General features: G+C 62.1%; 18 protein-coding genes, 1 tRNA gene and 1 pseudogene. 1 reads left to right on the top strand and 19 read right to left on the bottom strand.

Features of this window, described 5'->3' with window-relative positions:
• The 7 genes from AC04P6_RS05485 to AC04P6_RS05455 form a co-directional block, all read right to left on the bottom strand.
• The coding region (locus AC04P6_RS05485; RefSeq protein ID WP_475565614.1) for a class I tRNA ligase family protein at positions 1-1,357 on the bottom strand (1,357 nt) is incomplete at its 3' end.
• 75 nt (positions 1,358-1,432) lie between these two features.
• Positions 1,433-2,782 carry an ATP-dependent Clp protease ATP-binding subunit ClpX gene (gene clpX / locus AC04P6_RS05480; protein WP_475565613.1) on the bottom strand — a complete coding sequence of 450 codons (1,350 nt, stop codon included), beginning with the start codon at positions 2,780-2,782 and terminating at the stop codon, positions 1,433-1,435.
• 34 nt (positions 2,783-2,816) lie between these two features.
• A complete protein-coding gene (gene clpP / locus AC04P6_RS05475) occupies positions 2,817-3,437 on the bottom strand; it encodes an ATP-dependent Clp endopeptidase proteolytic subunit ClpP (protein WP_475565611.1) in 621 nt (206 codons plus the stop codon).
• Positions 3,438-3,580: 143 nt separating this feature from the next.
• On the bottom strand, positions 3,581-5,116 hold the full coding sequence (tig, locus tag AC04P6_RS05470) for a trigger factor (RefSeq protein ID WP_475565610.1): 1,536 nt from the start codon (positions 5,114-5,116) through the stop codon (positions 3,581-3,583).
• A gap of 84 nt (positions 5,117-5,200) precedes the next feature.
• Positions 5,201-5,285, bottom strand: a tRNA-Leu gene (locus AC04P6_RS05465).
• Between the two features lie 157 nt (positions 5,286-5,442).
• Positions 5,443-7,323, bottom strand: a complete 1,881-nt coding sequence (locus tag AC04P6_RS05460) for an AMP-binding protein (protein WP_475565609.1) — start codon at positions 7,321-7,323, stop codon at positions 5,443-5,445.
• Positions 7,324-7,337: 14 nt separating this feature from the next.
• Entirely contained in the window at positions 7,338-7,916 is a 579-nt protein-coding gene (locus AC04P6_RS05455) for a helix-turn-helix domain-containing protein (RefSeq protein WP_475565608.1), read from the bottom strand.
• 238 nt (positions 7,917-8,154) lie between these two features.
• On the opposite strand from AC04P6_RS05455, the gene serC reads away from it, so the two are divergent.
• Positions 8,155-9,243: a 3-phosphoserine/phosphohydroxythreonine transaminase gene (serC, locus tag AC04P6_RS05450; RefSeq protein ID WP_475565607.1), complete on the top strand. Its 1,089-nt coding sequence runs from the start codon at positions 8,155-8,157 to the stop codon at positions 9,241-9,243.
• Positions 9,244-9,355: 112 nt separating this feature from the next.
• Here the strand turns inward: serC and AC04P6_RS05445 are convergent, their stop codons facing one another.
• The 12 genes and pseudogenes from AC04P6_RS05445 to AC04P6_RS05390 form a co-directional block, all read right to left on the bottom strand.
• Positions 9,356-10,438 carry a class I SAM-dependent methyltransferase gene (locus AC04P6_RS05445; RefSeq protein ID WP_475565606.1) on the bottom strand — a complete coding sequence of 361 codons (1,083 nt, stop codon included), beginning with the start codon at positions 10,436-10,438 and terminating at the stop codon, positions 9,356-9,358.
• A gap of 120 nt (positions 10,439-10,558) precedes the next feature.
• A complete protein-coding gene (rpoD, locus tag AC04P6_RS05440; RefSeq protein ID WP_475565615.1) occupies positions 10,559-11,707 on the bottom strand; it encodes an RNA polymerase sigma factor RpoD in 1,149 nt (382 codons plus the stop codon).
• Between the two features lie 231 nt (positions 11,708-11,938).
• Positions 11,939-13,018: a radical SAM protein gene (locus AC04P6_RS05435; protein WP_475565605.1), complete on the bottom strand. Its 1,080-nt coding sequence runs from the start codon at positions 13,016-13,018 to the stop codon at positions 11,939-11,941.
• The gene (locus AC04P6_RS05430; RefSeq protein WP_475565604.1) at positions 12,915-13,904 is read right to left on the bottom strand and encodes an NAD(P)-binding domain-containing protein; all 990 of its coding nucleotides are present in this window, start codon (positions 13,902-13,904) and stop codon (positions 12,915-12,917) included. The genes AC04P6_RS05435 and AC04P6_RS05430 overlap by 104 nt, the downstream gene beginning before the upstream one ends.
• A gap of 53 nt (positions 13,905-13,957) precedes the next feature.
• Positions 13,958-14,887, bottom strand: a complete 930-nt coding sequence (locus AC04P6_RS05425) for a DegV family protein (protein ID WP_475565602.1) — start codon at positions 14,885-14,887, stop codon at positions 13,958-13,960.
• Positions 14,888-14,893: 6 nt separating this feature from the next.
• The gene (locus AC04P6_RS05420) at positions 14,894-15,826 is read right to left on the bottom strand and encodes a DegV family protein (protein ID WP_475565601.1); all 933 of its coding nucleotides are present in this window, start codon (positions 15,824-15,826) and stop codon (positions 14,894-14,896) included.
• Between the two features lie 15 nt (positions 15,827-15,841).
• Positions 15,842-16,747 carry a DegV family protein gene (locus tag AC04P6_RS05415; RefSeq protein WP_475565600.1) on the bottom strand — a complete coding sequence of 302 codons (906 nt, stop codon included), beginning with the start codon at positions 16,745-16,747 and terminating at the stop codon, positions 15,842-15,844.
• A 7-nt stretch (positions 16,748-16,754) separates the two neighbouring features.
• Entirely contained in the window at positions 16,755-18,221 is a 1,467-nt protein-coding gene (locus AC04P6_RS05410) for a nicotinate phosphoribosyltransferase (RefSeq protein WP_475565599.1), read from the bottom strand.
• Positions 18,214-19,566 (bottom strand): PSP1 domain-containing protein, encoded by a 1,353-nt coding sequence (locus AC04P6_RS05405; RefSeq protein ID WP_475565598.1) that lies wholly within the window; start codon positions 19,564-19,566, stop codon positions 18,214-18,216. The genes AC04P6_RS05410 and AC04P6_RS05405 overlap by 8 nt, the downstream gene beginning before the upstream one ends.
• Positions 19,532-20,677, bottom strand: a complete 1,146-nt coding sequence (locus AC04P6_RS05400) for a DNA polymerase III subunit (RefSeq protein WP_475565597.1) — start codon at positions 20,675-20,677, stop codon at positions 19,532-19,534. Before AC04P6_RS05400 ends, AC04P6_RS05405 begins: the two co-directional genes overlap by 35 nt.
• Positions 20,674-21,393, bottom strand: a complete 720-nt coding sequence (gene tmk / locus AC04P6_RS05395) for a dTMP kinase (RefSeq protein WP_475565596.1) — start codon at positions 21,391-21,393, stop codon at positions 20,674-20,676. Before tmk ends, AC04P6_RS05400 begins: the two co-directional genes overlap by 4 nt.
• 174 nt (positions 21,394-21,567) lie before the next feature.
• Positions 21,568-22,077, bottom strand: a pseudogene (locus tag AC04P6_RS05390) (DNA topoisomerase I); the annotation flags it as partial.

Genomic DNA, 22,077 nt, shown 5'->3' with positions numbered 1-22,077 from the left:
CCTCGTCCTGGCGGATGGCGCCGCCGCACTTCGGGCACACGGCAGGCTCGTCGACGCAGGCATCTTCCCAACCGCATGCGTCGCAGTAGTACATGGGAATGCGATGCCCCGACCAGAGCTGGCGCGAGATGCACCAGTCCTTCAGGGTCTCGAGCCAATCCAGGTAAACCTGCTTCCAACGCGCGGGGTGGAATTGGATCTCGCCCGTTTCCACGGCCGCGGCCGCCGGCTTCTTCAGCTTGTCGACGGCGACGAACCACTGCTCGCTCTCCCACGGCTCGAGCTTGGTGTGGCAGCGGTAGCAGGTCATGACCGAATGCTCGTGGTCCTCGATGTGGTCGAGCAGGCCCAGCTTCTCGAACTCTGCGACGACGGCCTCGCGCGCCTCGTCGCGGTCCATGCCGCTGAACTTGCCATAGCCTTCAACCACGTGAGCCGTCTCGTCGAAGATGTTGATACGTGGCAGATCGTGGCGCTGCCCCATGCCCCAGTCGTTGGGGTCGTGAGCAGGCGTGACCTTCACGAAACCGGTGCCGAAGCCGGCATCGACGACGAAGTCCTCGAAGATGGGGATCTCGCGGTCGACGAGGGGCAGCTTCACCGTGGCGCCGACGAACTTCTTCTTGTCGGGGTCCTTCGGCGAAACCGCCACGCCCGTGTCGCCGAGCATGGTCTCGGGACGCGTGGTTGCCACGACGATGTACGCATGCCCGTCAATCGGGTGCGAGAGCGGGTAGCGCAGGTACCAGAGGTGACCGGTTTCGTCGATATATTCCGCCTCGTCGTCGGCAATGGCCGTGGTGCAATGCGGGCACCAGTTCACGATGCGCTTGCCGCGGTAGATGAGGTCGTCGTGATACCACTCGACGAACAGGCGGCGCACGGCGTCGATGTAGTCGGGGTCGAGCGTGAAGTGCTCGTCGGAGTAATCGCAGCTGCAGCCCATGCCCTTGATCTGCTCGACGATGGTGGTGCCATAGTGGGCACGCCAGTCGTAGCAGGCCTCGATGAACTTCTCGCGGCCGATTTCAAGACGGCTGATGCCCTCCTCGGCCAGCTTCTTGTCGACCTTCGTCTGCGTTGCGATGCCAGCGTGGTCGGTGCCCAGGATCCAGCGCGTCTGGTAGCCCTGCATGCGCGCGCGGCGGATGCAGGCATCCTGGATGGTGTCGTCGAGCGCATGGCCCATGTGCAGCATGCCCGTGATGTTGGGAGGCGGAATGACGACGGTATAGCAATCGTTTTCATGTTTGCCAAAACCAGGCGTGCGCTTGAAGTAGCCGCCCTCGTTCCATGCCTTGAACAGAGGCGCTTCATGCGCCGCAAAATCGAAATCGATCTTCTTCTTATCGGCCATTGCCGCTTCTACCTTTCCACTATAGACACAACACGACCTTCGCATGCTCGAAGCGGGCATGCGAAGGTCGAAAGCTTATGCGCTTACCGCTTCTTCGCCCGCAGCAGCCACAACACTGGCGCGGGGCTTGATTTCGGGCTTGGTTTCGCCCGTTACGTCGCTTGCGCGTACGACAACCGTAGTTGCTTCGGTGAATTCGGGCAAGTCGTACATGATATCCATCAGGATATTCTCGCAAATGGAACGCAGGCCGCGGGCACCGGTATTGTGCTCGAGGGCCTTGCGCGCGATGGCGGAGAGGGCCTCGGGCTCGAACACGAGCTCGCTGTTCTCGAACTCGAACATGCGATGGTACTGCTTGACCAGGGCATTGCGGGGCTCGGTGAGAATGCGCACGAGGTCGGCTTCGGAAAGCTCCTTGAGGTTCGTGACAACCGGGATGCGACCCACGAATTCGGGGATCATGCCGAACTTGTTCAGGTCTTCGGGAAGAACCTGAGCCAGCAGTTCCGCGTCTTCGTGCTTCTTGCTTTCCGGCAGCTCGGCGTTGAAGCCGATGCCGCTCTTGCCCACGCGCTCGGCGATGATATCGGACAGGCCCACGAACGCGCCGCCCAGGATGAACAGGATGTTCGTGGTGTCGATGTGGATGAGCTCCTGCTGGGGATGCTTGCGGCCGCCCTGCGGCGGAACGCTTGCCTCGCAGCCCTCGACGATCTTCAGGAGCGCCTGCTGAACGCCCTCGCCCGACACGTCGCGCGTGATGGAGAGGTTTTCCGCCTTGCGCGCGATCTTGTCGACCTCGTCGATGTAGACGATGCCGATTTCAGCGCGGGGAATGTCGAAGTCGGCCGCGGTGATGAGCTTGAGCAGGATGTTCTCGACGCCTTCGCCCACGTAGCCCGCTGCGGTGAGCGTGGTGGCGTCGGCGATGGCGAAGGGAACGCGCAGCGTGCGCGCAAGCGTTTGCGCGAGGAGCGTCTTGCCGCTGCCCGTGGGGCCCAGAAGCATGATGTTGCTCTTCGCGAGCTCGACATCGTCGTCGGAGGCGTCGGCATCGAGGCTGATGCGCTTGTAGTGGTTGTACACGGCAACGGAAAGCGCGCGCTTGGCTTCCTCCTGCCCCACCACGAAATCGCTGAGGCGATCGTAGAGCTCGTGGGGAGTGGGCAGGTTTTCCAAGACGTCGGCGGGAGCCGGCTCGTCGGACTCGAAAGACGAGGCGAGCTCGGGGTTCTCGTATGCATCGTGGGCGTGCATGCCCATATCGCGCATCATGGCCTCGGCGCACACCGAGATGCACTCATCGCAGATGCAGATGCCGTTGGGCCCGCTGATCATGGAGTTCACCTGCTGCGGCGACTTACCGCAGAAGGCGCACCTGATGTCTTCCTCGCGGGGACCTTCGTTCCTGTTTTTCGTCATAGAGTTCTATCCTGCCCTGTTCCCTTGGGGTTGCTTATGCGTTCTGCGCGATACGGGAAGAGACAACCTGGTCGATGAGGCCGTATTCCATGGCCTGGGTTGCGCTCATGAAGTTATCGCGCTCGGTGTCGCGCTGGATGGTTTCCAGGCTCTGGCCGGAATTCTCGGCCAGGATCTGGTTCAAGCGCTCGCGGATGTAGAGGATTTCCTTGGCGACGATGGCGATTTCCGTCTGCTGGCCCTGGGCACCACCAGAAGGCTGGTGGATCATGACGCGGCTGTTCGGCAGAGCGTAGCGCTTGCCCTTCTTGCCGCTGGAAAGCAGAACGGCTGCCATCGAAGCGCACTGGCCGATGCAGATGGTGCTCACATCGCAGCGGATGTAGTTCATCGTATCGAGGATGGCCAGACCAGCGGTAACGCTGCCTCCGGGGCTGTTGATGTACAGCGAGATATCCTTCTCGGGATCGGCGGACTCCAGGTGCAGCAGCTGCGCTACCACGGAGTTGGCCACGTTGTCGTCGATTGCCTCGCCCAGGAAGACGATGCGCTCGTTGAGCAGGCGGGAATAGATGTCGTAGCTGCGCTCGCCACGGGGCGACTGCTCGATGACATAAGGAATAAGCGCTGATTGCGGAGTAACAAATTCGTTCATAAACGACCTCTGTTCTACATTGGTTCCTAATTGACTGCAGACATTATACGTAAGTGAAACGGGTTGACGACTCATGCCGCCAACCCGTTATCATTACGCAATCGTGTTTACGCGACGTAACGTTGCTACGGTTCCCCGCGTGCTTATTCGGCAGCGAGAATAGCTTCGACCAGGTCGGCCTTCTTCAGACCCTTGGTGTCGATGCCCTTGCCCTCGGCCAGTTCCTTCAGCTCGGCGACCTTCATCTTGTTCAGAGCGGTCTTGTTCGGCTTTTCGGCGGAAGCTGCTGCGGGAGCCTCTTCCTTGGCCTCGGCCGCGGGAGCGGCTTCCTTCTCGGCCTCTTCGGCGGCAACGCTGTTCAGCTTCTCGCCCGGCTTGAGCTCTTCGACCTTCATGCCTTCGATGATGGCATCGAGGGCACGGGTGCGGCGCATGCCCGCACGCAGGGAAGCGATGCGGCCAGCCTCGCGCCATTCGCGCTCGAGGGCGGCGGGGTCTTCGGCGCCGGCCTTCTCGAATTCAGCCGTGATGTCGGCATCGGTAACTTCGATCTTGGCGTTGCGAGCCCAGGCGTCGAGAGCCAGGTCCTGCTCGGTGACATCCTTGGCCTGACGCTTCAGGTCGTCCTTGAAGGTGTCGGGGGTCATGCCCATCTGAGCCAGGTAGCCGTCGAAGGTCATGCCGGACTGCTGGATCTGCATGAAGAAGTTCTGCAGCAGGTTCTGCTCTTCCTGCTCGCACAGGGAAGCGGGAGCTTCGCCCTGCAGGCGTTCCTGAATGGCGTAGAGAGCCTCGTTCTCGCGCAGGCGGGGCATCATCTGGGACTTCTGATCCTTGATGCTGTCGGCAACGCGGGAGCGGAGTTCCTCGACGCCGCCCTCGAAGCCAGCCGTCTCACGAGCCCACTCGTCGGTGATTTCGGGAAGGATGCGCTTCTTGACCTGGTTGACCGTAACCTCGAAGGCAACCTTGGCCTTCGAGCTGGCAGCCATCATGGAAGGCTCGGCGGCCATGTCGATTTCGAAGGACTTGGAATCGCCCTTCTTCATGCCCACCAGTTCGGCATCGAAGCTAGCGGGAAACAGGCCCTGACCAAGCTGGTACAGGCGAGATTCGCTTTCCAGCGACTCGATGGCGTTGCCCTCTTCGTCCTTGGCGGAAATGGCCAGCTCGGCGAAGCTGTCTTCCTTGAGCTTCGCGTTAGCGGCAGCATCTTCGAACGTGTAGTAATAGTTGCGCAGCTCTTCGATCTGCTCGTCGATTTCGGCGTCGGTGGCTTCTTCGGAGGGAAGCTTGACGGAAATCTGGTCGTAGCTGGAGAGCTCGAACTCGGGACGGGTTTCCACGGTGACGGTGAAGCTGAAGGGCTTGCCGGCTTCCACCATGGCCTCGGCGTCCTCGAACTGGGGCTGGCTGATGGCAATCAGGTCTTCAGCGTCCATAGCCTGGGGATACAGGGAGTTCAGCACGTCGTCGGTGACGGTGGCCACCACGGCTTCCTTGCCCAGCACGTTGTCGATGACGGGACGGGGAGCCTTGCCCTTGCGGAACCCGGGGAAATTGTACTTGTACGCGAAGTCCTTGTACTGCTTCTTGATGCGCGCATCGACTTCCTTGGCGTCGATCGTGATCGTCAGCTTCTTCTGGTTGCCGTCCAGAGCCTGAACTTTGGTTTCCACTCGAAATCCTCCATCTGTTTATCTTTGCCCAGGAATGCGCAATGAGCGCATCCATGTACGTTTCAGCAGCTAAACGCTTCTTGTTGGTGCGGGTGAAAGGACTTGAACCTTCACGGGTTGCCCCACCAGAACCTAAATCTGGCGCGTCTGCCAATTCCGCCACACCCGCGCGTATTCTGCCAACGCGCGTATACGATACCCGTCTTGGGGCTAAGGATACAAAAGATTGCAAAATAAACGCACGCGCAACACAAAATGCGGGGCATGCGAAAGCGGGGCGACCGGCACAGCCAGCCACCCCGCTCATGCGTATTCGCAGCGCGCTATTAGTGCTCGCGGAACATACCGCCCTTGGAATCGTCTTCCTGGCTTTCGCGCAGCGCTTCCTCGTTCGAGAACACGCTCTGGTTCACGCGATCGGTGAGCTCCTTGGCCATTTCGCGCAGCTTGAACTTCTGCACCTTCTTGGCCGGGTTCATGGGGAACTCGTCGATGAAGAACACGCGCTTGGGCACCTTGAAGCGGGCGATGCGCGGAATGGCGTACGCGCGCACGTCTTCCTCGGTCATGCCTTCGAAGCCGGGGCGCGTGCGGATGAAGGCGCCCACGATTTCGCCGAGCTTCTCGTCGGGGATGCCAACGACCTGCGCGTCGAGCACGCCGGGCATGGTGAGCAGGAAGTTTTCAACCTCGAGCGGGTAGATGTTCTCGCCGCCGCGGATGATCATGTCCTTGATGCGGCCGGTAACGCGGTAGTAGCCGTCTTCGTCGACCGTGCCCATGTCGCCCGAATGCAAATAGCCGTCTTCGTCGATGGCTTCGGCCGTCTTATCGGGCATCTTGTAGTAGCCCTTCATGACGTTGTAGCCCTTGCAGCACAGCTCGCCATGCTCGCCGGGACCGCACTCGTGGCCGTCGTTCGGGTCGATGACCTTCACGCTCACGGGCGGGTGCTTGCGACCCACCGTATGGCACTTGTGGTCGATGTCGTCGTCGACGCTCGTCTGCGTGAACACGGGGCTCGTTTCGGTGAGGCCGTAGCAGATGGTGATGTCCTTCATGTTCATCTTGTCGATGACCTCGGCCATGGTGGCCGGCGGGCAGGGGCTGCCCGCCATGATGCCCGTGCGCAGGCTGCTCATGTCGTACTTGCTGAAGTTGGGGTGGTTCAACTCGGCAATGTACATGGTGGGAACGCCATACACGGCCGTGGCCTTCTCGCGGTCGATGGCGCGCAGCACCATTTCCGCGTCGAAGCTTTCCACGCCCACGATGGTGGCGCGATGCGTGAGGATGGCCATGATGCCCAGCACGCAGCCGAAGCAATGGAAGTACGGCACGGGCAGGCACACGCGGTCGTTCGGCGTGAGCTTCATGCCCTCGCCGATGAAGAAGCCGTCGTTGAGGATGTTGCGATGCGTGAGCATGACGCCCTTGGGGAAGCCCGTGGTGCCGCTCGTGTACTGCATCATCACGCAGTCGTTGTTGTCGAACGACTTCGTGACCTCGTAGAGCTCCTCTTCCGCCACATGCTGGCCCAGCAGGAGCAGTTCGGGCACGCTGTAGAAGCCGCGATGCTTTTCGGGCCCCATGTAGATGAGGTTCTTCAGGAACGGGTAATTTTCCGTATTCAGGTACCCGCGCTGCTGCGTGAGCGATTCGGGGATGAGCTCGCGCACGATTTCCTTGTAGTCGATGTCGCGGAACGAGTCGATGATGCACAGGGCCTTCATGTCGCTCTGCTTCAGCACGTAATCGAGTTCGTGGCTCTTGAAGACGGGGTTCATGGTGACCATGACCACGCCAATCTTCGCGCAGGCGTACATGAACGTCACCCAGTCGGGCACGTTGCGCGCCCACACGCCCAAGTGGTCGCCGGGGCGCATGCCGATGTAGAGCATACCGCGCGCCAGATTGTCGGTGCGCTCGTCGAATTCGGCGTACGTCCAGCGCAGGTTGCGGTCGGGGTAGACCATGAACTCGTGGTCGGGCTCGATTTCGGCGCGCTCGCGCAGGTACTGCCCGATGGTCTTTTCGGAATGCATGGGGAAATCGAGGTCGCCCGGCACAACCGGCGTGCCATCGGCACGGGGCGACGGGTTGTCGAATTCCTTCTGCTGCTCGCGACGATGCGCGATTTCAGCCGGCGTCCAGCCGAACTCCTCGCGCAGGTGGTCGCGGTTATTCTGGTTGTTCTCTTCTGCCATGATGAACCCTCGCCCTACACCGGCGTGTACACGCACGCCAGGAACTTCGCCGTCTGACCCTTATGGGCACGCACCTGATGAGGCACGATGGAGTCGTAGTAGATCGACTCGCCCGGATGCAGGACGTAGAGTTCCTTGCCATACTCGATTTCCACTTCGCCTTCCAGGCCGAAGAGGAATTCCTCGCCCTCGTGGCCCACCAGCTTGTGGTCGAGCTCGCCCGAGGGGGAGATGGTGATCACGAACGGATCCATGTGGCGCGAAGGATGGCCCGCGGCCAGGCTGAAGTACGACAGGTCGCCGGCGTCGCTGGCCGTTTCCAGGCTCTTCATGCGCACGACTTCCTTCATCTGGGACTGCGAGATGTACGCAGGGCCCAGGTTCTCGTCGTCGTCCATGAGCGTGCCCAGGCGTACGCCCAGGGCGCGCGTAATCTTAATGAGCGGAGCAAGAGAAGGAGGTAATTCCCCTGCCTCAAGGCCCTGGATGGTCGCAAGATCGGCACCGGTGCGGTCAGCAAGGTCCTGCTGAGAGATGTGGTGCGCTTCGCGCAGCGTGGTGATTTTCGCGCCGAGCTTGTTTTCTTCGGTCATCCTGAACCTCCTTTATATGCGCCGGAATACCGGCTCACCGCCCTTCGGTGATTTTGCCCATTCTAGTGCTTACCCGGATAGCTTATCGCAAATACACAATACTATCGCAGACTAAAGTAAGCGTTTTCCCGGTAACCGTGAAGATGACGCATGGTTATCCCCCGGGCTGAGAATTCCGCGCCCGAAAGCACTATAGAGTGTTACAGTCGTTGAGACAATTCGATGCAAAGGAGGTTCCATGCCACGCGTTTACAATTTCTCGGCCGGCCCGGCAATTCTGCCCGAGCCCGTACTTGCCCAGGCGGCAGCCGATATGATGGATTACCAGGGGTGTGGCATGTCAGTGATGGAAATGAGCCATCGCTCCCCCGCCTTCCAGGGCATCATCGATAACGCCGAGCAGGACCTGCGCGACCTCATGGGCATTCCCGCCAACTACGACGTGCTCTTCCTGCAGGGCGGCGACAGCCTGCAGTTCGCGGCCGTGCCCATGAACCTGTCGCTGGCGAAGAACGGCGTGGCCGACTACATCGTCACGGGCCAGTGGTCGAAGAAGGCGCAGCAGGAAGCGGCGCGCTTCATCGACGCACGCATCGTGGCAACCGGCGCCGAAGACAACTTCAGCCACCTGCCCGACTGCTCCGACCTCGCCATTTCCAGCGACGCCGACTACGTCTACCTCTGCCAGAACGAAACGGTGCATGGCATCCGCTTCAACAGCCTGCCCGACACCAAGGGCAAGATCCTGGTAAGCGACCAGAGCAGCATGTTCCTTTCCGAACCCGTAGACGTGAGCAAGTTCGGCCTCATCCACGCAGGCGTTCAGAAGAACGTTGGACCCTCGGGCGTGCAGATCGTCATCGTACGCCACGACCTGGTGCCCGAAGGCGCCATCGACGGCGTGCCGGTCATGATGAACTACAAGACGCACGTCGACAAGAAGAGCCTGTACAACACCCCGCCCTGCTGGAACATCTACATGTGCGGCCTCGTGTTCAAGTACCTGAAGGAACTGGGCGGCCTTGAAGCCGTGCAGAAGCTCAACGAGGAAAAGGCGCAGCTCCTCTACGACGCAATCGACGAGAGCGCGCTGTTCCGCGGCGTTGCGGCCAAGGAAGACCGCAGCATGATGAACGTGACCTTCGTCACGGGCGATGCCGACCTCGACGCCAAGTTCGCCAAGGAAGCGAACGCAGCTGGCCTTACGAACCTGAAGGGCCATCGCAGCGTGGGCGGCCTGCGCGCCAGCATCTACAACGCCATGCCGAAGGCGGGCGTGGAAGCGCTCATCGACTTCATGAAGAAGTTCGAAGTCGAAAACCGCTAGCGCGAACGCTGCAGCGTACATGCGAAACGCCGTCCCACGGGACGGCGTTATCTTTTGTGCTGGGGCTTATGCACTGGGGCTTATGCGCGATGCGAAACGAGCACCGCTGCTTCTACGCATTCGCAGGGGCATCGCCCTTGCGAGTAACGAGGAAGCAGCGGTGAATCTTCGGGTTGCGCTCGAAATCATGCGGAATGGTGCGCTCGCTGATATCCTCCACCGCCAGGCCAGCCGCATCCAGGGCGTCGGCATCGATCTTAAACCCACGCAGGTTGCAGCTGAACACGATGGCGCCTCCTTCCTTCAGCACGTTCGCGATTGCAACGAGAAGCTTAGCGTGGTCGCGCTGCACATCCCAGGTGCGCTCGCCCATCGCCTTGCCGTTGCTGAACGTGGGAGGGTCGCAGAACACGAGGTCGTACCGGTGAGACGTGCGTGCCTCCTGCACGATCCAGCTGGTCACGTCGGCGCGCACGAAATGATGCGGCGCGCCCGTGAAGCCGTTCCGCTTCATGTTCCTGCGCGCACGGTCGAGATACGTCTGCGACATGTCGACGGTGGTCGTCGAGAACGCACCGCCACCAGCCGCGTGTAGCGTGGCCGTGCCCGTATACGAGAAGAGGTTCAGAAAGCGCGTTCCCTCGGCCATGCGGCCAACCATCTGGCGCGTCACGCGGTGATCGAGGAACAGGCCCGTATCGAGGTACCCCGAGAAGTCGAGCTCGACGAGGTAGTCGCTCTGCTTGCGGAAATCAGGCTCCGAGGTGAACGCAACACGGGATTCGTGCTGCTCGTGCGTGTACTGCCCGCCGCCCTTGGCACGACGGCGCTGCTTGGCGAACACGTTTTCGGCGGAAACGTCGAGCGCGAAGGGCACGACGGCAAGCACGTCGGAAAAGCGCGCGGCGGCAACGTCCTCGCTGATGGAGCTAGGCGCGCGATACTCGGCGACAACGCAATAGCGCTCCCCCGCCGATTCCCCCGCTCCCTCGAAGAGCTCGATGGCGACGTTGTATTCGGGGATGTCGGCATCGTACACGCGATAGCAGGCAATATGCTCGCGCTTCGCCCATTTGCGGCGCTCCTTGGCCACTTTGCGCACGCGGTCGACGAACTGGCGCACCTTGGCGTCGTTCACCTCGACCTGATGTTCCGCACCGCCGTGGGCGTCGGGAACGCTGATGGTAGTGGTCATGTCGACTCCTTGCAATCGTTGGCGCCGCCACGGCGGCTGGCAAAAGAAAACTGGCATCCCGAGCACGCACGCGAGTGACATGCAGCGGAATGCCAGCGCTAAGGCAAGCGGAAAGCCCGTTTAATCTTCCAGGTAATCCTTCAGCTTCGAGCTGCGGCTGGGGTGACGGAGCTTGGCAAGCGTCTTGCTCTCGATCTGGCGAATACGTTCGCGCGTAACGCCAAATTCCCTGCCCACTTCCTCGAGCGTGCGAGGATGGCCGTCTTGCAGGCCGAAGCGGAGCATGATGACCTTGCGCTCGCGCTCGGCCAGACCGTCGAGCACCTTGGTGAGCTGCTCCTGCAGCATGCTGAAGCTTGCGGCGTCGGGTGGCACGATGGCGGCATCGTCTTCGATGAAGTCGCCCAGCTGGCTGTCTTCCTCTTCGCCGATGGGCGTTTCGAGGGAAACGGGTTCCTGGCTGATCTTCTGAATTTCACGCACGCGATCGGGCGTGAGGTCCATTTCCTCGGCGATTTCCTCGGGGGTTGGCTCGCGGCCGAGGTCCTGCAGCAGGCGGCGCTGGATGCGCACGAGCTTGTTGATGGTTTCCACCATATGCACGGGAATGCGGATGGTGCGGGCCTGGTCGGCGATGGCGCGCGTGATGGCCTGACGGATCCACCACGTAGCATACGTGGAGAACTTGAAGCCCTTGGTGTAGTCGAATTTCTCGACGGCGCGAATGAGGCCCAGGTTGCCTTCCTGAATGAGGTCGAGGAAGAGCATGCCACGGCCCACGTAGCGCTTGGCGATGGAAACGACGAGACGAAGGTTGGCTTCGATGAGCTGCTGCTTCGCGTCGAGGCCCACCTGCTCGATGCGCGTGAGGCGACGGCGCTCGCGGCGCTCGAGCTCGATGCCCTCTTCTTCGGCGGCTTCGAGCTTTTCGGTGGCTTCCACGCCAGCCTCGATCTTCATGGCGAGGTCGATTTCCTCGGAAGCGTTCAGAAGGGGGACCTTGCCGATTTCCTTCAGGTACATGCGAACGGGGTCGCCGGTGAGGAGCGCGACGGAGGTATCGGAGGAACGACGGCCGCGGCCCGTGCGCGAACGCGCATGCGTCACCTTGGGAAGGTTGACGTTAGTAGTTGCCTTGAGCTCTTCCTCGGGGATACCTTCGAGCAGATCGTCGCCATCCTTTACGAGGGAATCCTCGTTCGTGGCGGTTTCGTCTTCGGGAGCGTCGTCGGTTACCGTTTCGGGCGCTTCGACGTCTTCCAGATCGATGGCTTCGTCTTGCTCGACATCGAGATGAGTTGCTTTTTCAGAAGTTCTACGAGAGGCTGCTGCCACGTTACTTCCTTTCACAGCTGCTTACATTACCCTGTTCCCCACACGAAACAGGGCATAGAGATACAGCAGAATACTTTACCACAGTTGTAGCTTTTTCCGTAGGGCGCGAGACAAGAACATCACACTCGAGCGAAAGAGCCTGCTCGGCAGGCATTCGAGACGCCTCTAGAGCACGCCCGTGTTATCGAACGCGGGGATGAAGCTCTGCTTGGCCGCACCGCCCTCTTGCCAGAAGTACTCCGGCATCCCCAGCCCATCGGCAAAGTCGAGAAGGCGCTCGTATTCCTCTTCGGGTACGGGCGCATCAAGCTCGGGTGCCTCGGGGAAAGCGCGCATGGGCGTGTACTGGTTCATGATGCTGTAGAGCACGCTCGCGCCGTATTCGCTCCACAGGTACGAGAGGATGCGCTCGCTTTCGCGCAGGCGTCCGGGCATGAGCAGATGACGCACCACCACGCCGCGCTCGAGGCGCTCCCTACCCGCGAAGGGACCAAAGGCGGGCTCGCCCGCATTCTCGACCATCTGAGCCAGCGCTTTCGAGGCCACGTCAAAGTACTCGGGCGCACGGGAGTACCTACGCGCGGCGTCGCTTTCGCCATCGCGCCAGTAGCGGAAATCGGCGAGGTACACATCGACGCAGTCGGCATATTCACGCAAGGTCAACGCACGTTCGTATCCACTCGTATTGCAGATGAACGGCAGCTCGAAAGCGCGCTTTTCCAGGCGATCGCGCTCATAAGGCGAGCAATCGCCGGCACCCAGGCGCTCCTGGGCGCCTTCGGCTTCGCTCGCGCGCAGGAGGCGCTGGGCTTCGCGGATATGCGGAAAGTAATGGCTCGGCGTGACGAGGTTGATGTTCGCCGCGCCCTGCGCGCGCAGTTCCACGAAGATGCGCGCCAAGCGCTCGACTGGAATATCGGTACCATGTTCGCCGCAGGCAATCTGGGCATTCTGGCAGAAGATGCAACGCAGGGGGCAATGGCTGAAGAACACCGCGCCACTGCCCGCGCCCACGCTGATGGGCGGCTCTTCCCATTCGTGAAGCGCAGCGCGCGCGATACGCAGCTCGTTGGCCGCGCCGCACACGCCGCGCTCGCCCGCCGCACGGTTCGCATCGCAGCGGCGGGGACAGAGTTCGCAGCTAGTTGGCAGAGTAGTCACCGAACGTGCCAAACCCTTCATCGTGGTGATGGTGATGATGGCCGCAGTCGCACTCGTCATCGTCGTCTTCGTCGTCGTAATCATCGACGGCGCCCAGCGACGTGTAGGCTTCCTGCGCGCGGTTCCAGTCGAGGCCGTACTTGGAGCTTTCCTCCTCGTCGCGATAGACGAGGGAAAGCGCCGACGCGGCCATGTCGACGCCGCCAATGGTGGCCAGCAGGCGCAGCAGGTAATCGGCTGCCTCGGAAAGGGGCACGATGAGATTGATCTCGTCGGCGCACGCGAGCACCGCCTCGATTTCGTTCAGGAGCACCTCCACCGTGCACGTGCTCGTGAAGCTTCCCTCTTCCAATGCGGAAGCGAGGTTCTGGATATGCGCGGGAACCATCTGCGAGCGTACCACGCGGTCGGCTGCGCCCACGGCGGCGGAGAGGCCACCCGAAGCGCGGCAGAGGGCGTCGGCTTCCATGAACGCCTGCAGCTGCATGACCTGCTGAATGGTGAACGCGCACTTGGCGAGCTGGGCTTCGCCCGCACCGCCGCACGGTTCGACCGCGCCCACGACGGCAGCGAGCATCTGGGCCACCTCGTTGGCGTCGGCCTCCTCGCCCGCCACGAGAGCCAGCAGGTTCTGGGGGTTGGCGTATGCGTTCTGCACGGTAACGTCGCGCACCACAAGCGGCGCCTCCACGATATGCAGGTCGTTCACCTGGGCAACCGCGGAAAGCTCGCGCGCGAACGCCGGGGTCGTGGCGCTGAAGTCAACCAGGTACGAGCCGGGCTGGGCCGTCGAGATGATGCCCTCTTCCTCGAGGTAGACGTTCTCGAGCGCTTCCTGCGACGTGCAGAACGTGAAGATGACATCGGCGGAATCGACATCGGATGCAGCGGGGAAACCAGCCGCAGCGAGATTCTGAGCCAGCACCGATCCAATACCCTGATGTCCAACAAACACAAATGACTTGGGCATTTCGTTTCCCTTCTCATTGAAGCGGGGCGCCGTGGCACCCCGCAGACCATCTATTAATTCGACTTGACCCTGTTGGCGATGCGGTCGGACACCGATAGGTTCTTCCTGCGGTCGTTGCCCCAGAAGCAGCACGAGAGCATGCCCGGGCCAACGTGGCACCCGATCGTGGGTCCAATGTTCAGGTTCAGGAACATGGCGCCCTCATCTTGCTTGCAGATCATCGCCTCGAGCTTTTCGGAATCGTGCTCCACATCGGCGTTGCCCACCGCGATGGGCTTGCCAAGGGAGTCGACGTCGCGATTCTTCAGGTAGTAATCGACCATGCGCTTCATGCCCTTCTTGCGGCCGCGCGAAGCGCCGATGATGGACAGCTTGCCCTGCAGGTCGAACGTGAGCAGCGGCTTGACGTCGAGCTTGGCGCCGGCAACGGCCACGCTGGCGGGAATGCGACCGCCGCGATGGAGGCACTCGAGGTCTTCCACCATGAAGATGATGTGCGTGAAGTAGCGCGCCTCGGTTGCCCAGTTGGCCAGCTCGCGCGCGGACATGCCGCTCTGCTGCAGGCGCATGGCCTCCTGCACGAACAGGCCCAGCGGCGTGGATCCGATGAGCGTGTCGACCACGTAGAGCTCGATATCCTCGCCGAATTCGCGCTTCATGCGATCGAGCGCCATGATTGCGCCATCATATGCGCCAGAGATGCCACTCGACATGCACAGGTACACCGTGGGAACGCCCGACTCGACGGCGGCGCGGAACGCCTCCTCGTAGACCATCTGGCTGGGCTGCGACGTCTTGGGCGCGGCGCCCTTGGCGATCCACTCGTAGAATTCGTGGGGCGTGCGGCTCTGGAACGAGTCGTCGACGAAGCTGGCCACGTCGTCGGAATACGTGAAGGGCAGCATGGTAACGCCCGGAACGTCCCACATTTCCTTCGGCAAGTCGCAGCATGAATCGATGATGAGATTGCACTTGTAGTTCATAGGTTGCTATTTTCCCTTCACTCTACGTGCGATTCGATCGGTAACGGAAAGCTCTTCGCGGCGGTCGGGGCCCCAGAACACCACAGCCAGCATGCCGGCGCCCACATGGCTGCCGATGACGGGCCCAATGCTGGAATCGACAAACACCGCCGTGGGGTTGACCTTCCCCACCTCGCCGCGCAGGCGCTCCATGTCCTTCGGGCAATCGGCATTGCCCATGAGCACCTGGTTGGAGCCAGCGGCGGCATCGTAGTGCTTGGAATAGTATTCGGCCAGCTGGCGAATGCCCTTCTTGCGACCGCGCGCCATGCCCACGAGCGACAGGTGGCCGTCGAGGTCGAAGCCCAGAAGCGGCTTCACGTCGAGCTTCGCGCCCGCCAGCGCAACGCCCGAGGGAATTCGGCCGCCACGGCGCAGCGCCTCGAGGTCGTCGACCATGAACTGCGCGTTCACGAAGTAGCGAGCCTCTTCAACCCATGCGACCATTTCCTCGGCGGAAAGGCCGGCATCGCGCTGCTCGATGGCTCCCATGACGAGCAGGCCCTCGGCGATGGAAGCGAGCTTGGTGTCGACCACGTAGAGCCTTCCATCGGGATGCTGCGCGGCAAGCGAATCGCGCATGAGGACCGCGGCGTCGTAGCTGCCGGAAAGGCCGCTGGAAAAGCTGAGGTACACCGTGGGAACGCCACTCGCGTACGCCTTCTCGAACTCATCGTGCAGCACGCGCGCGGGCAGCTGCGACGTGGTGGGAGGCTGGCGCTTCTTGTCGCACATGGCGGCGAAGAAATCGCGCGGAGACGTGGACTGGTACAAGTCGTCGATGTGCTCGACGCCATCGAGCACGTACGGGAACTTGATGAGCGACACGCCCGGCTTGTCGATTGCGCTGACGGGAAGATCGCAGCAGGAGTCCACGATCAGATTGCACTTTGGCTGCATAAGACCTCTATTCTGCTAATGCGTGCAGGCGAGCTGCTGCACATTGCCCGTGATTTTCAGGGCAAGGGGGTTATTGCACTGGTATGCGATGCCCATCGCGGGACCCACATGGCACCCGACGACAGGGCTAACGGGAACGACATCCACGGGATGCCCCACGTAGGGCTCCACTACCTCGCGTGCCCATTCCACGGCGCGATCCTTGCTGCCGATGTAATGCACCACGAGGCGCTTCAGGCCGCCGGCTTCCTGAATGTCCTGCTCGAGCTGCGCGAAGATGCGCGCGAGCGCCTTCTTCTGCGAGCGGACCTTCGCAAGCACGCGCACGCCGCCATCGGTGACGGTGAGCACGGGGCGGATGTTCATCAGGCCGCCCAGGAGGGCGCCAGCCGCACCGATGCGACCGCCCGCACGCAGGTAGTCGAGCGACTCGGGCGCGAAGATGATGCGCGAGCTCTGCACGCCGAACAGGGCGCGCTGCACGCAATGGGGCAGCGAATGGCCCGCACGCGCGGCGTCGAGCGCCTCGAGCGCGGCACCGGTGGAATCGCCGCCGGTGGAACTGGTGTCGATGATGGCATATTCGAACGACGCGTGGCGTGCCTCCACCACGCGAGCCGCGCGAATGAGGCCTTCGTACGTGCCCGAGAGCACTGACGACACGCAGAGGCAGATCACGGAATCGCCCGCAAGGGCCGCGTCTTCGAGCTCTTCCTCGACGGTAAGGGGCGAAGGCTGGCTCGACGTGGGAATATCGTCAATCATTTCGCCGATGCGCGCATAAAATGCGTCGATGTCCATTTCGGCTTCGACGTATTCCTCGCCCGCATGACGCACGAAAAGCGAAAGCACGCGCACATCGGGCGCATTGCGCACTTCGGGCGGCAGATAGACCGTTGAGTCTGCAATAACGCGAATCACGACACACCTATTTCAGGCCACGAAGATGCGCCGCCAGGTCGCGACGACGAGCAAAGAGGCCAGCTTCCAAACCAACAGGATACGAATGGGGGTTGTAGAGGCGCTTGCGCGACTCGTCGAGTCGCGAGAAGCCCTCGACCGCACGTTCGCGCGCCTTCATGGCGTCGCGGAATTCGGCGGGCAGCACCACTTCCCCGCCCTTCACGAGCGGATGCAGAAGCGTTTCGTGCGTGAGGCCGGAAAGCGTCTTCTGACGCAGCTCGTCGGTGGGGTCGACGATGCGCTCTTCAGCATTGATGGGCTCGTTCACGTCGAACACCATGTCGCCTGCGATGGAGCCATCTTCCATGTAGTAGCGGCGAATGTCGAGCACGCCGGGGAACGTGAGCTTGGCGGTGCTCTCGGTTACCTTCACATGGTCGCGCCACGAGGCCTCGCCCGGGTTGCGCGTGGCGGAGAGCTTGTACACGCCGCCGAGCGTGGGCTGGTCGTACGCGGTGGCGAGCTTGGTGCCCACGCCCCAGCTGCCCACGATGGCGCCCTGCTCGCAAATGGAGTGGATGGCGTATTCGTCGAGGTCGTTGGAAAGGACGATGCCCGTTTCCGGCAGGCCGGCCTCGTCGAGGCGCGCACGGCATTCCTTGGCGAGCCATGCCAGGTCGCCCGAGTCGATGCGCACGCCGAGGAGCTTCTCGCCGCGTTCCTTCATCTCGAGGCCCACGGTGATGGCGTTTTCCAGGCCCTGCTTCACATCGTAGGTATCGATGAGAAGAACGCAGTTGCGCGGGAACAGCTTCGCGTACGTGCGGAACGCCGTAATCTCGTCTTCGAAGGCCATAACCCACGAATGAGCATGGGTGCCCGACACGGGGATGTCGAACATCTTGCCCGCAAGCACGTTGCTCGTGGAAGCGCAGCCACCCACCACGGACGCGCGGCTGGCCCACAGGCCACCCGTGCCCTGGGCGCGCCGCAGGCCGAACTCGGCAACGGGGCCACCCGCCGCCAGGCACACGCGCGCAGCCTTCGTGGCTATGAGCGACTGGAAGTTAACGCAGTTCAGAAGCGCCGTTTCAACAAGCTGGCACTGGATGATGGGGCCCTTCACGCGCACGAGCGGCTCGTTGGGGAACACGAGCGTTCCCTCGTGCACCGCATCCACGTCGAGCGTGAGCTCCATGTCCTTCAGATACTGCAGGAAGGACGGGTCGAACAGCGGACCGCCCGCAGGCGCGGAAAGCCCAGCCAGATACTCGATGTCGCCATCGTCGAACGAGAACGTCTCGAACATCTCGGCGAGCTGCGCCATGCCGCAGGCCACGGTGTATCCGCCCGAAAAGGGGTTCGCGCGGAAATACATGTTGAAGCAGGCCTCTTCATCGGCCTTTCCGCTCTGCCAATAGCCCTGGGCCATGGTGAGCTGGTAGAGATCGGTAAAAAGAGCGTAATCGACGCAAGCGCCGGCATTACTCATGGGATTCGCCTCCCGACGTATGGCTTCGGCGACGGCTGCGACGATGCGCGCCACCGCCCTGTTTCTGCTGATTCTGCTGGCCGCCCTGCGACTTCGCATCACGGGGCTGCTGCAGGCCGCTGGACTTATGCCCCGGACGCGGCTTCGACTGCGCGTTGCCGCCCCTGTTGCGCGGCTTGCGCGACGAGGACTTCGACGATTCGCCTTCCTTCGAGGCGCTCTTCTTGCGCGACGAAGATTCTTGCTTGCCGCCCTGATTGCCGCGAGCCTGCTTGTCGTTCGAAGACGACGAGCCCTTGCCGCGACCGCGCGAACGGCGGCGACGCTTGCGCGACGAAGACTCGCCCGCCTCGTCGTCCTGCTTGCGCTTGCGCTGCGGATTATGATGCGCCTCGGGCTTGGCAAGCTTGTCTTCGCTCGTGAAGCCAGCGGTGTCGAACGTGGAAAGGCCCAGCGACGTGGCGAACGGATCGGGGTTCGCATACTCGTCGAATACATCACCGATGCTCTTCGGGCGCTTCGACTCGGCGTCTTCGGGAACCGGGTCCATCGCGGAAAGCGGGAACGTGATCTGCTTGCCATCGCCCTCTTCCAGGCGAACCGTTACCTCTTCCTTGGGCACGTTGAGCGAGGTGACCTTCGCCGTTCCCTGGGGCGTGGAAATCTTCGCGTTCTGCTTGGGGGCACGGCTCTTGAAATCCTTGTAGGCGTCGAATTCGTAGCGCAGGCAGCACATGAGGCGACCGCACACGCCGGAAATCTTCTGCGGGTTCAGGGAAAGGTCCTGCTCCTTCGCCATGCGAATGGAAACGGGCTTGAACTCGCAGCCCATGCGGCGACAGCAAAGCTCCTGGCCACAGTGGCCCAGCCCACCCACGAGACGAGCCTCGTCGCGCACGCCAATCTGGCGCATGTCAACGCGTACGTGCAGTTCGGCGGCGAGCTTGCGCACCAAATCGCGGAAGTCGATGCGCTCTTCGGCCTCGAAGAAAAACACCGCCCGGTCGCCCTCGAAGAGGTACTCGACCATGACGGGATGCATATCGGGATTTGATTCCGCGGCCATTTCGCGGAAGATGGGCAGGGCGTCGCGGCCCAGCTGGCGAAGCTCCTCGATCTTCTGGAGGTCTTCTTCCGTGGCAACGCGCACCACGGGCTTGAGCTTGGTCTTCAAGCGGGAAAGCTCCGACTCGTCGACTTCGATAATGCCTTTGGCGCGGCCGAAATCGGTGCCGCGCTCGGTTTTCACGATGACCTGGTCGCCATCGTTGATTTCCAAATCGCCCGGATCGAACCAGAGCGTGCGGGGGTTATATTGCAACGCCACGGGCGCAATGCGAACCATACAGTTCCTCTCTTATCTGCAATAGAAGCACATCGATACACGTTTCAGGGGAAACATTATATCGAATAGCCTTATCGGCTTCATCGACCGACACGAGCGCGCGCGAAATGGCGGCCGTGTCGGCTCTCGCGGCAGCCTCTTCGATGCCACCGCGGAAATCTTCGTTGATTACCAGTTGAGCGGCCCCGCTGCGCACCATGAGCACGTCGCGCAGCCACGACCGGATAATTGACGTCATCTGGAAGAGCATGGAGCGGCTCTTCGAGGAGAGCGCGCGCTTGTTGCGCGCCTCGATTTGGCGAAGCGCCGAAGCCGCCATGAAGTCGGAGGAGGCGGCGAGCTCCTCCTCGAGCTTGGCGCGTACCAGGTCGAGCGGCGCCTTGGCCTTTTCCAGCAATTCCGCCGCGTATTCCAGCACGTCGAGGTCGTCGGCAAGTGGCAGCGACTGCAGCACGCCGATGACGCGGCTGCGGAACGCGAAGCGGTCGGAGCTCTTCACGAACTCGATGGCGCCTGAAATGGAGCCATTGCACGCCTGGATGGCCACGAGCGCCTGCAATTCCGAACAACCGCTGTTCTGAACCACGATGCCCGACGCTTCGGCGGCGGGAATGTAGCGGAACGGGACCGTTTGGCAGCGCGAGACGATGGTGGGCAGAACGCCGTCGACCGTACGCCCCATGAGGATGAGCGTGCAATCCTCGGGAGGCTCCTCGAGCGTTTTCAGAAACGCGTTCGCGGCCTGCACGGAAAGGCGGTCGGCACGGTTGATGATGTAGACCTTCCCCTTCGCCTGGATGGGCGCAAGGGAAACGTCGCTGACGATTTCGCGCACCTGGCCCACGAGGTAATCGCCCGAAGCGCTTTCGGGCTCGTAGAAGCGCACGTCGGGATGACGGCGGCGCATGATGCGCTTGCACGTCTCGCACGTGCCACAACCGCCGTCTTCGCACAGGATGGACTGCGCGAACGCGTAGGCGGCCTGGGTCTTGTTGGACCCAACGGGCCCCGTGAAGAGATACGTCTGGCCAACGCGGCCCGAAGCCACGACGGCACGAAGGAAGCGCCTTACCTGGGGCTGCCCGAGTATGCGATTGAAGGGATCGGTCACGAGCGCGCCCCCGATTCGGGCTTTTCAGCAGGCTTGTGCCGCTTGTTGGCGGTCTGGAAGAATGCATCGTCGAATGGCAGGTTCGCAGGGTCCCAGCCAACGCAATCGGCCACGGCCGCGAACACGGCACGCGCCGTTTCGGCCTTCGCGCCCGACGAGTCGACGACGCGAACGCGTTCGGGGTCGACCTGATTGAGGCTTTCGAACGCCTGGCTAACGCGTTCGTGGAAATCGAGCCCAGCCTGCTCCATGCGGTCGGCGCCCGAAGAGCGCGTGGCGCGATGCAGCGACGCCGCGGAAGAGGACGCCCTCATGAGCACCGTGCGATGCGGATGCAGCCCCTGGCAAGCGAATTCGTTTGCGGCGCGCACGAATTCGAGCGACAGGCCGCGCCCATATGCCTGATAGGCCACGGTGGAGTCGTAGAAGCGATCGCACAAGACGACCTTGCCCGCTTCCAGCGCGGGCTTGATGAGCTCGGCGACGATCTGGGCACGAGCCGCTTCGTAGATGAACAGCTCGGCTTCGGGAGTCATGGCGCCATGCGCCGGGTCGAGCACGATGCCGCGCAGGGCTTCGCCGATGCGCGTTCCGCCCGGCTCGCGCAGGCACAGGACTTCGCGGCCCTGAGCACGCAGGGCGTCGGCCAGAAACGCGATGTGCGTGCTTTTGCCCGCGCCATCGCCGCCTTCGAACGTTATGAACGTGCCCTCCATAGGCGTGCGATCCTTCCGGTAGAGAAGCGGGACTAACCCGCCCTAGTATCAACCACCGATTATAGAATCCGCCGCGCTGCTCGTTCGCAACGCGGCGGTAACATCGTCCAATCTCCGTTTATCGACAACGGAGCAAAGGGGGCATGCGCGAATGAGACCACGCAGCCCAGCAGGCTATTTCTTCGACTTGCTCGTCTTCTTCGCAGCCGTCTTCTTCGCGGCGCGCGCAGCCTTGCGCTCTTCCTTCTCCTTCGCGGCGATTTCCCTACCCGGGCATTCGAAATTCGGGCAGAGCTTCCACGGGCCGCGGTTGGTGGTGACGATCACCATGGGGGCGCCGCAATGCTCGCAGACCTCTTCGGTGGCCGTGAGCTCGCCGTACTGGGGCAGCGGGTAGCGCGTCTGGCATTCGTCGAAGTTCTCGCAGGTGATGGAGCGCTTCAGCGTGCGCGGGTTCTTGCGCGCGATGAGCTTGCTCGTCTTCCCCGCTTCCTTGCACTTCGGGCAGACGCCCACTTCCACGTCGGGCTCGCGATTCGTCTCGCATTCCGGGTCGATGCACTGCATATGAGGCTTGCTGCGGAACGGCGTGACCTTGATCATGGGCATGCCGCACGTCTCGCACATCTGCTCGGTCGACTCGACCTTGCCCTTGGGCAGCGGGTAGGTAACGTCGCAGTCGGG

Source organism: Denitrobacterium sp. (genome assembly GCF_056180635.1).
The sequence above is the reverse complement of the archived record's forward strand: the minus strand, read 5'-3'. Positions and strand labels throughout refer to the sequence as shown.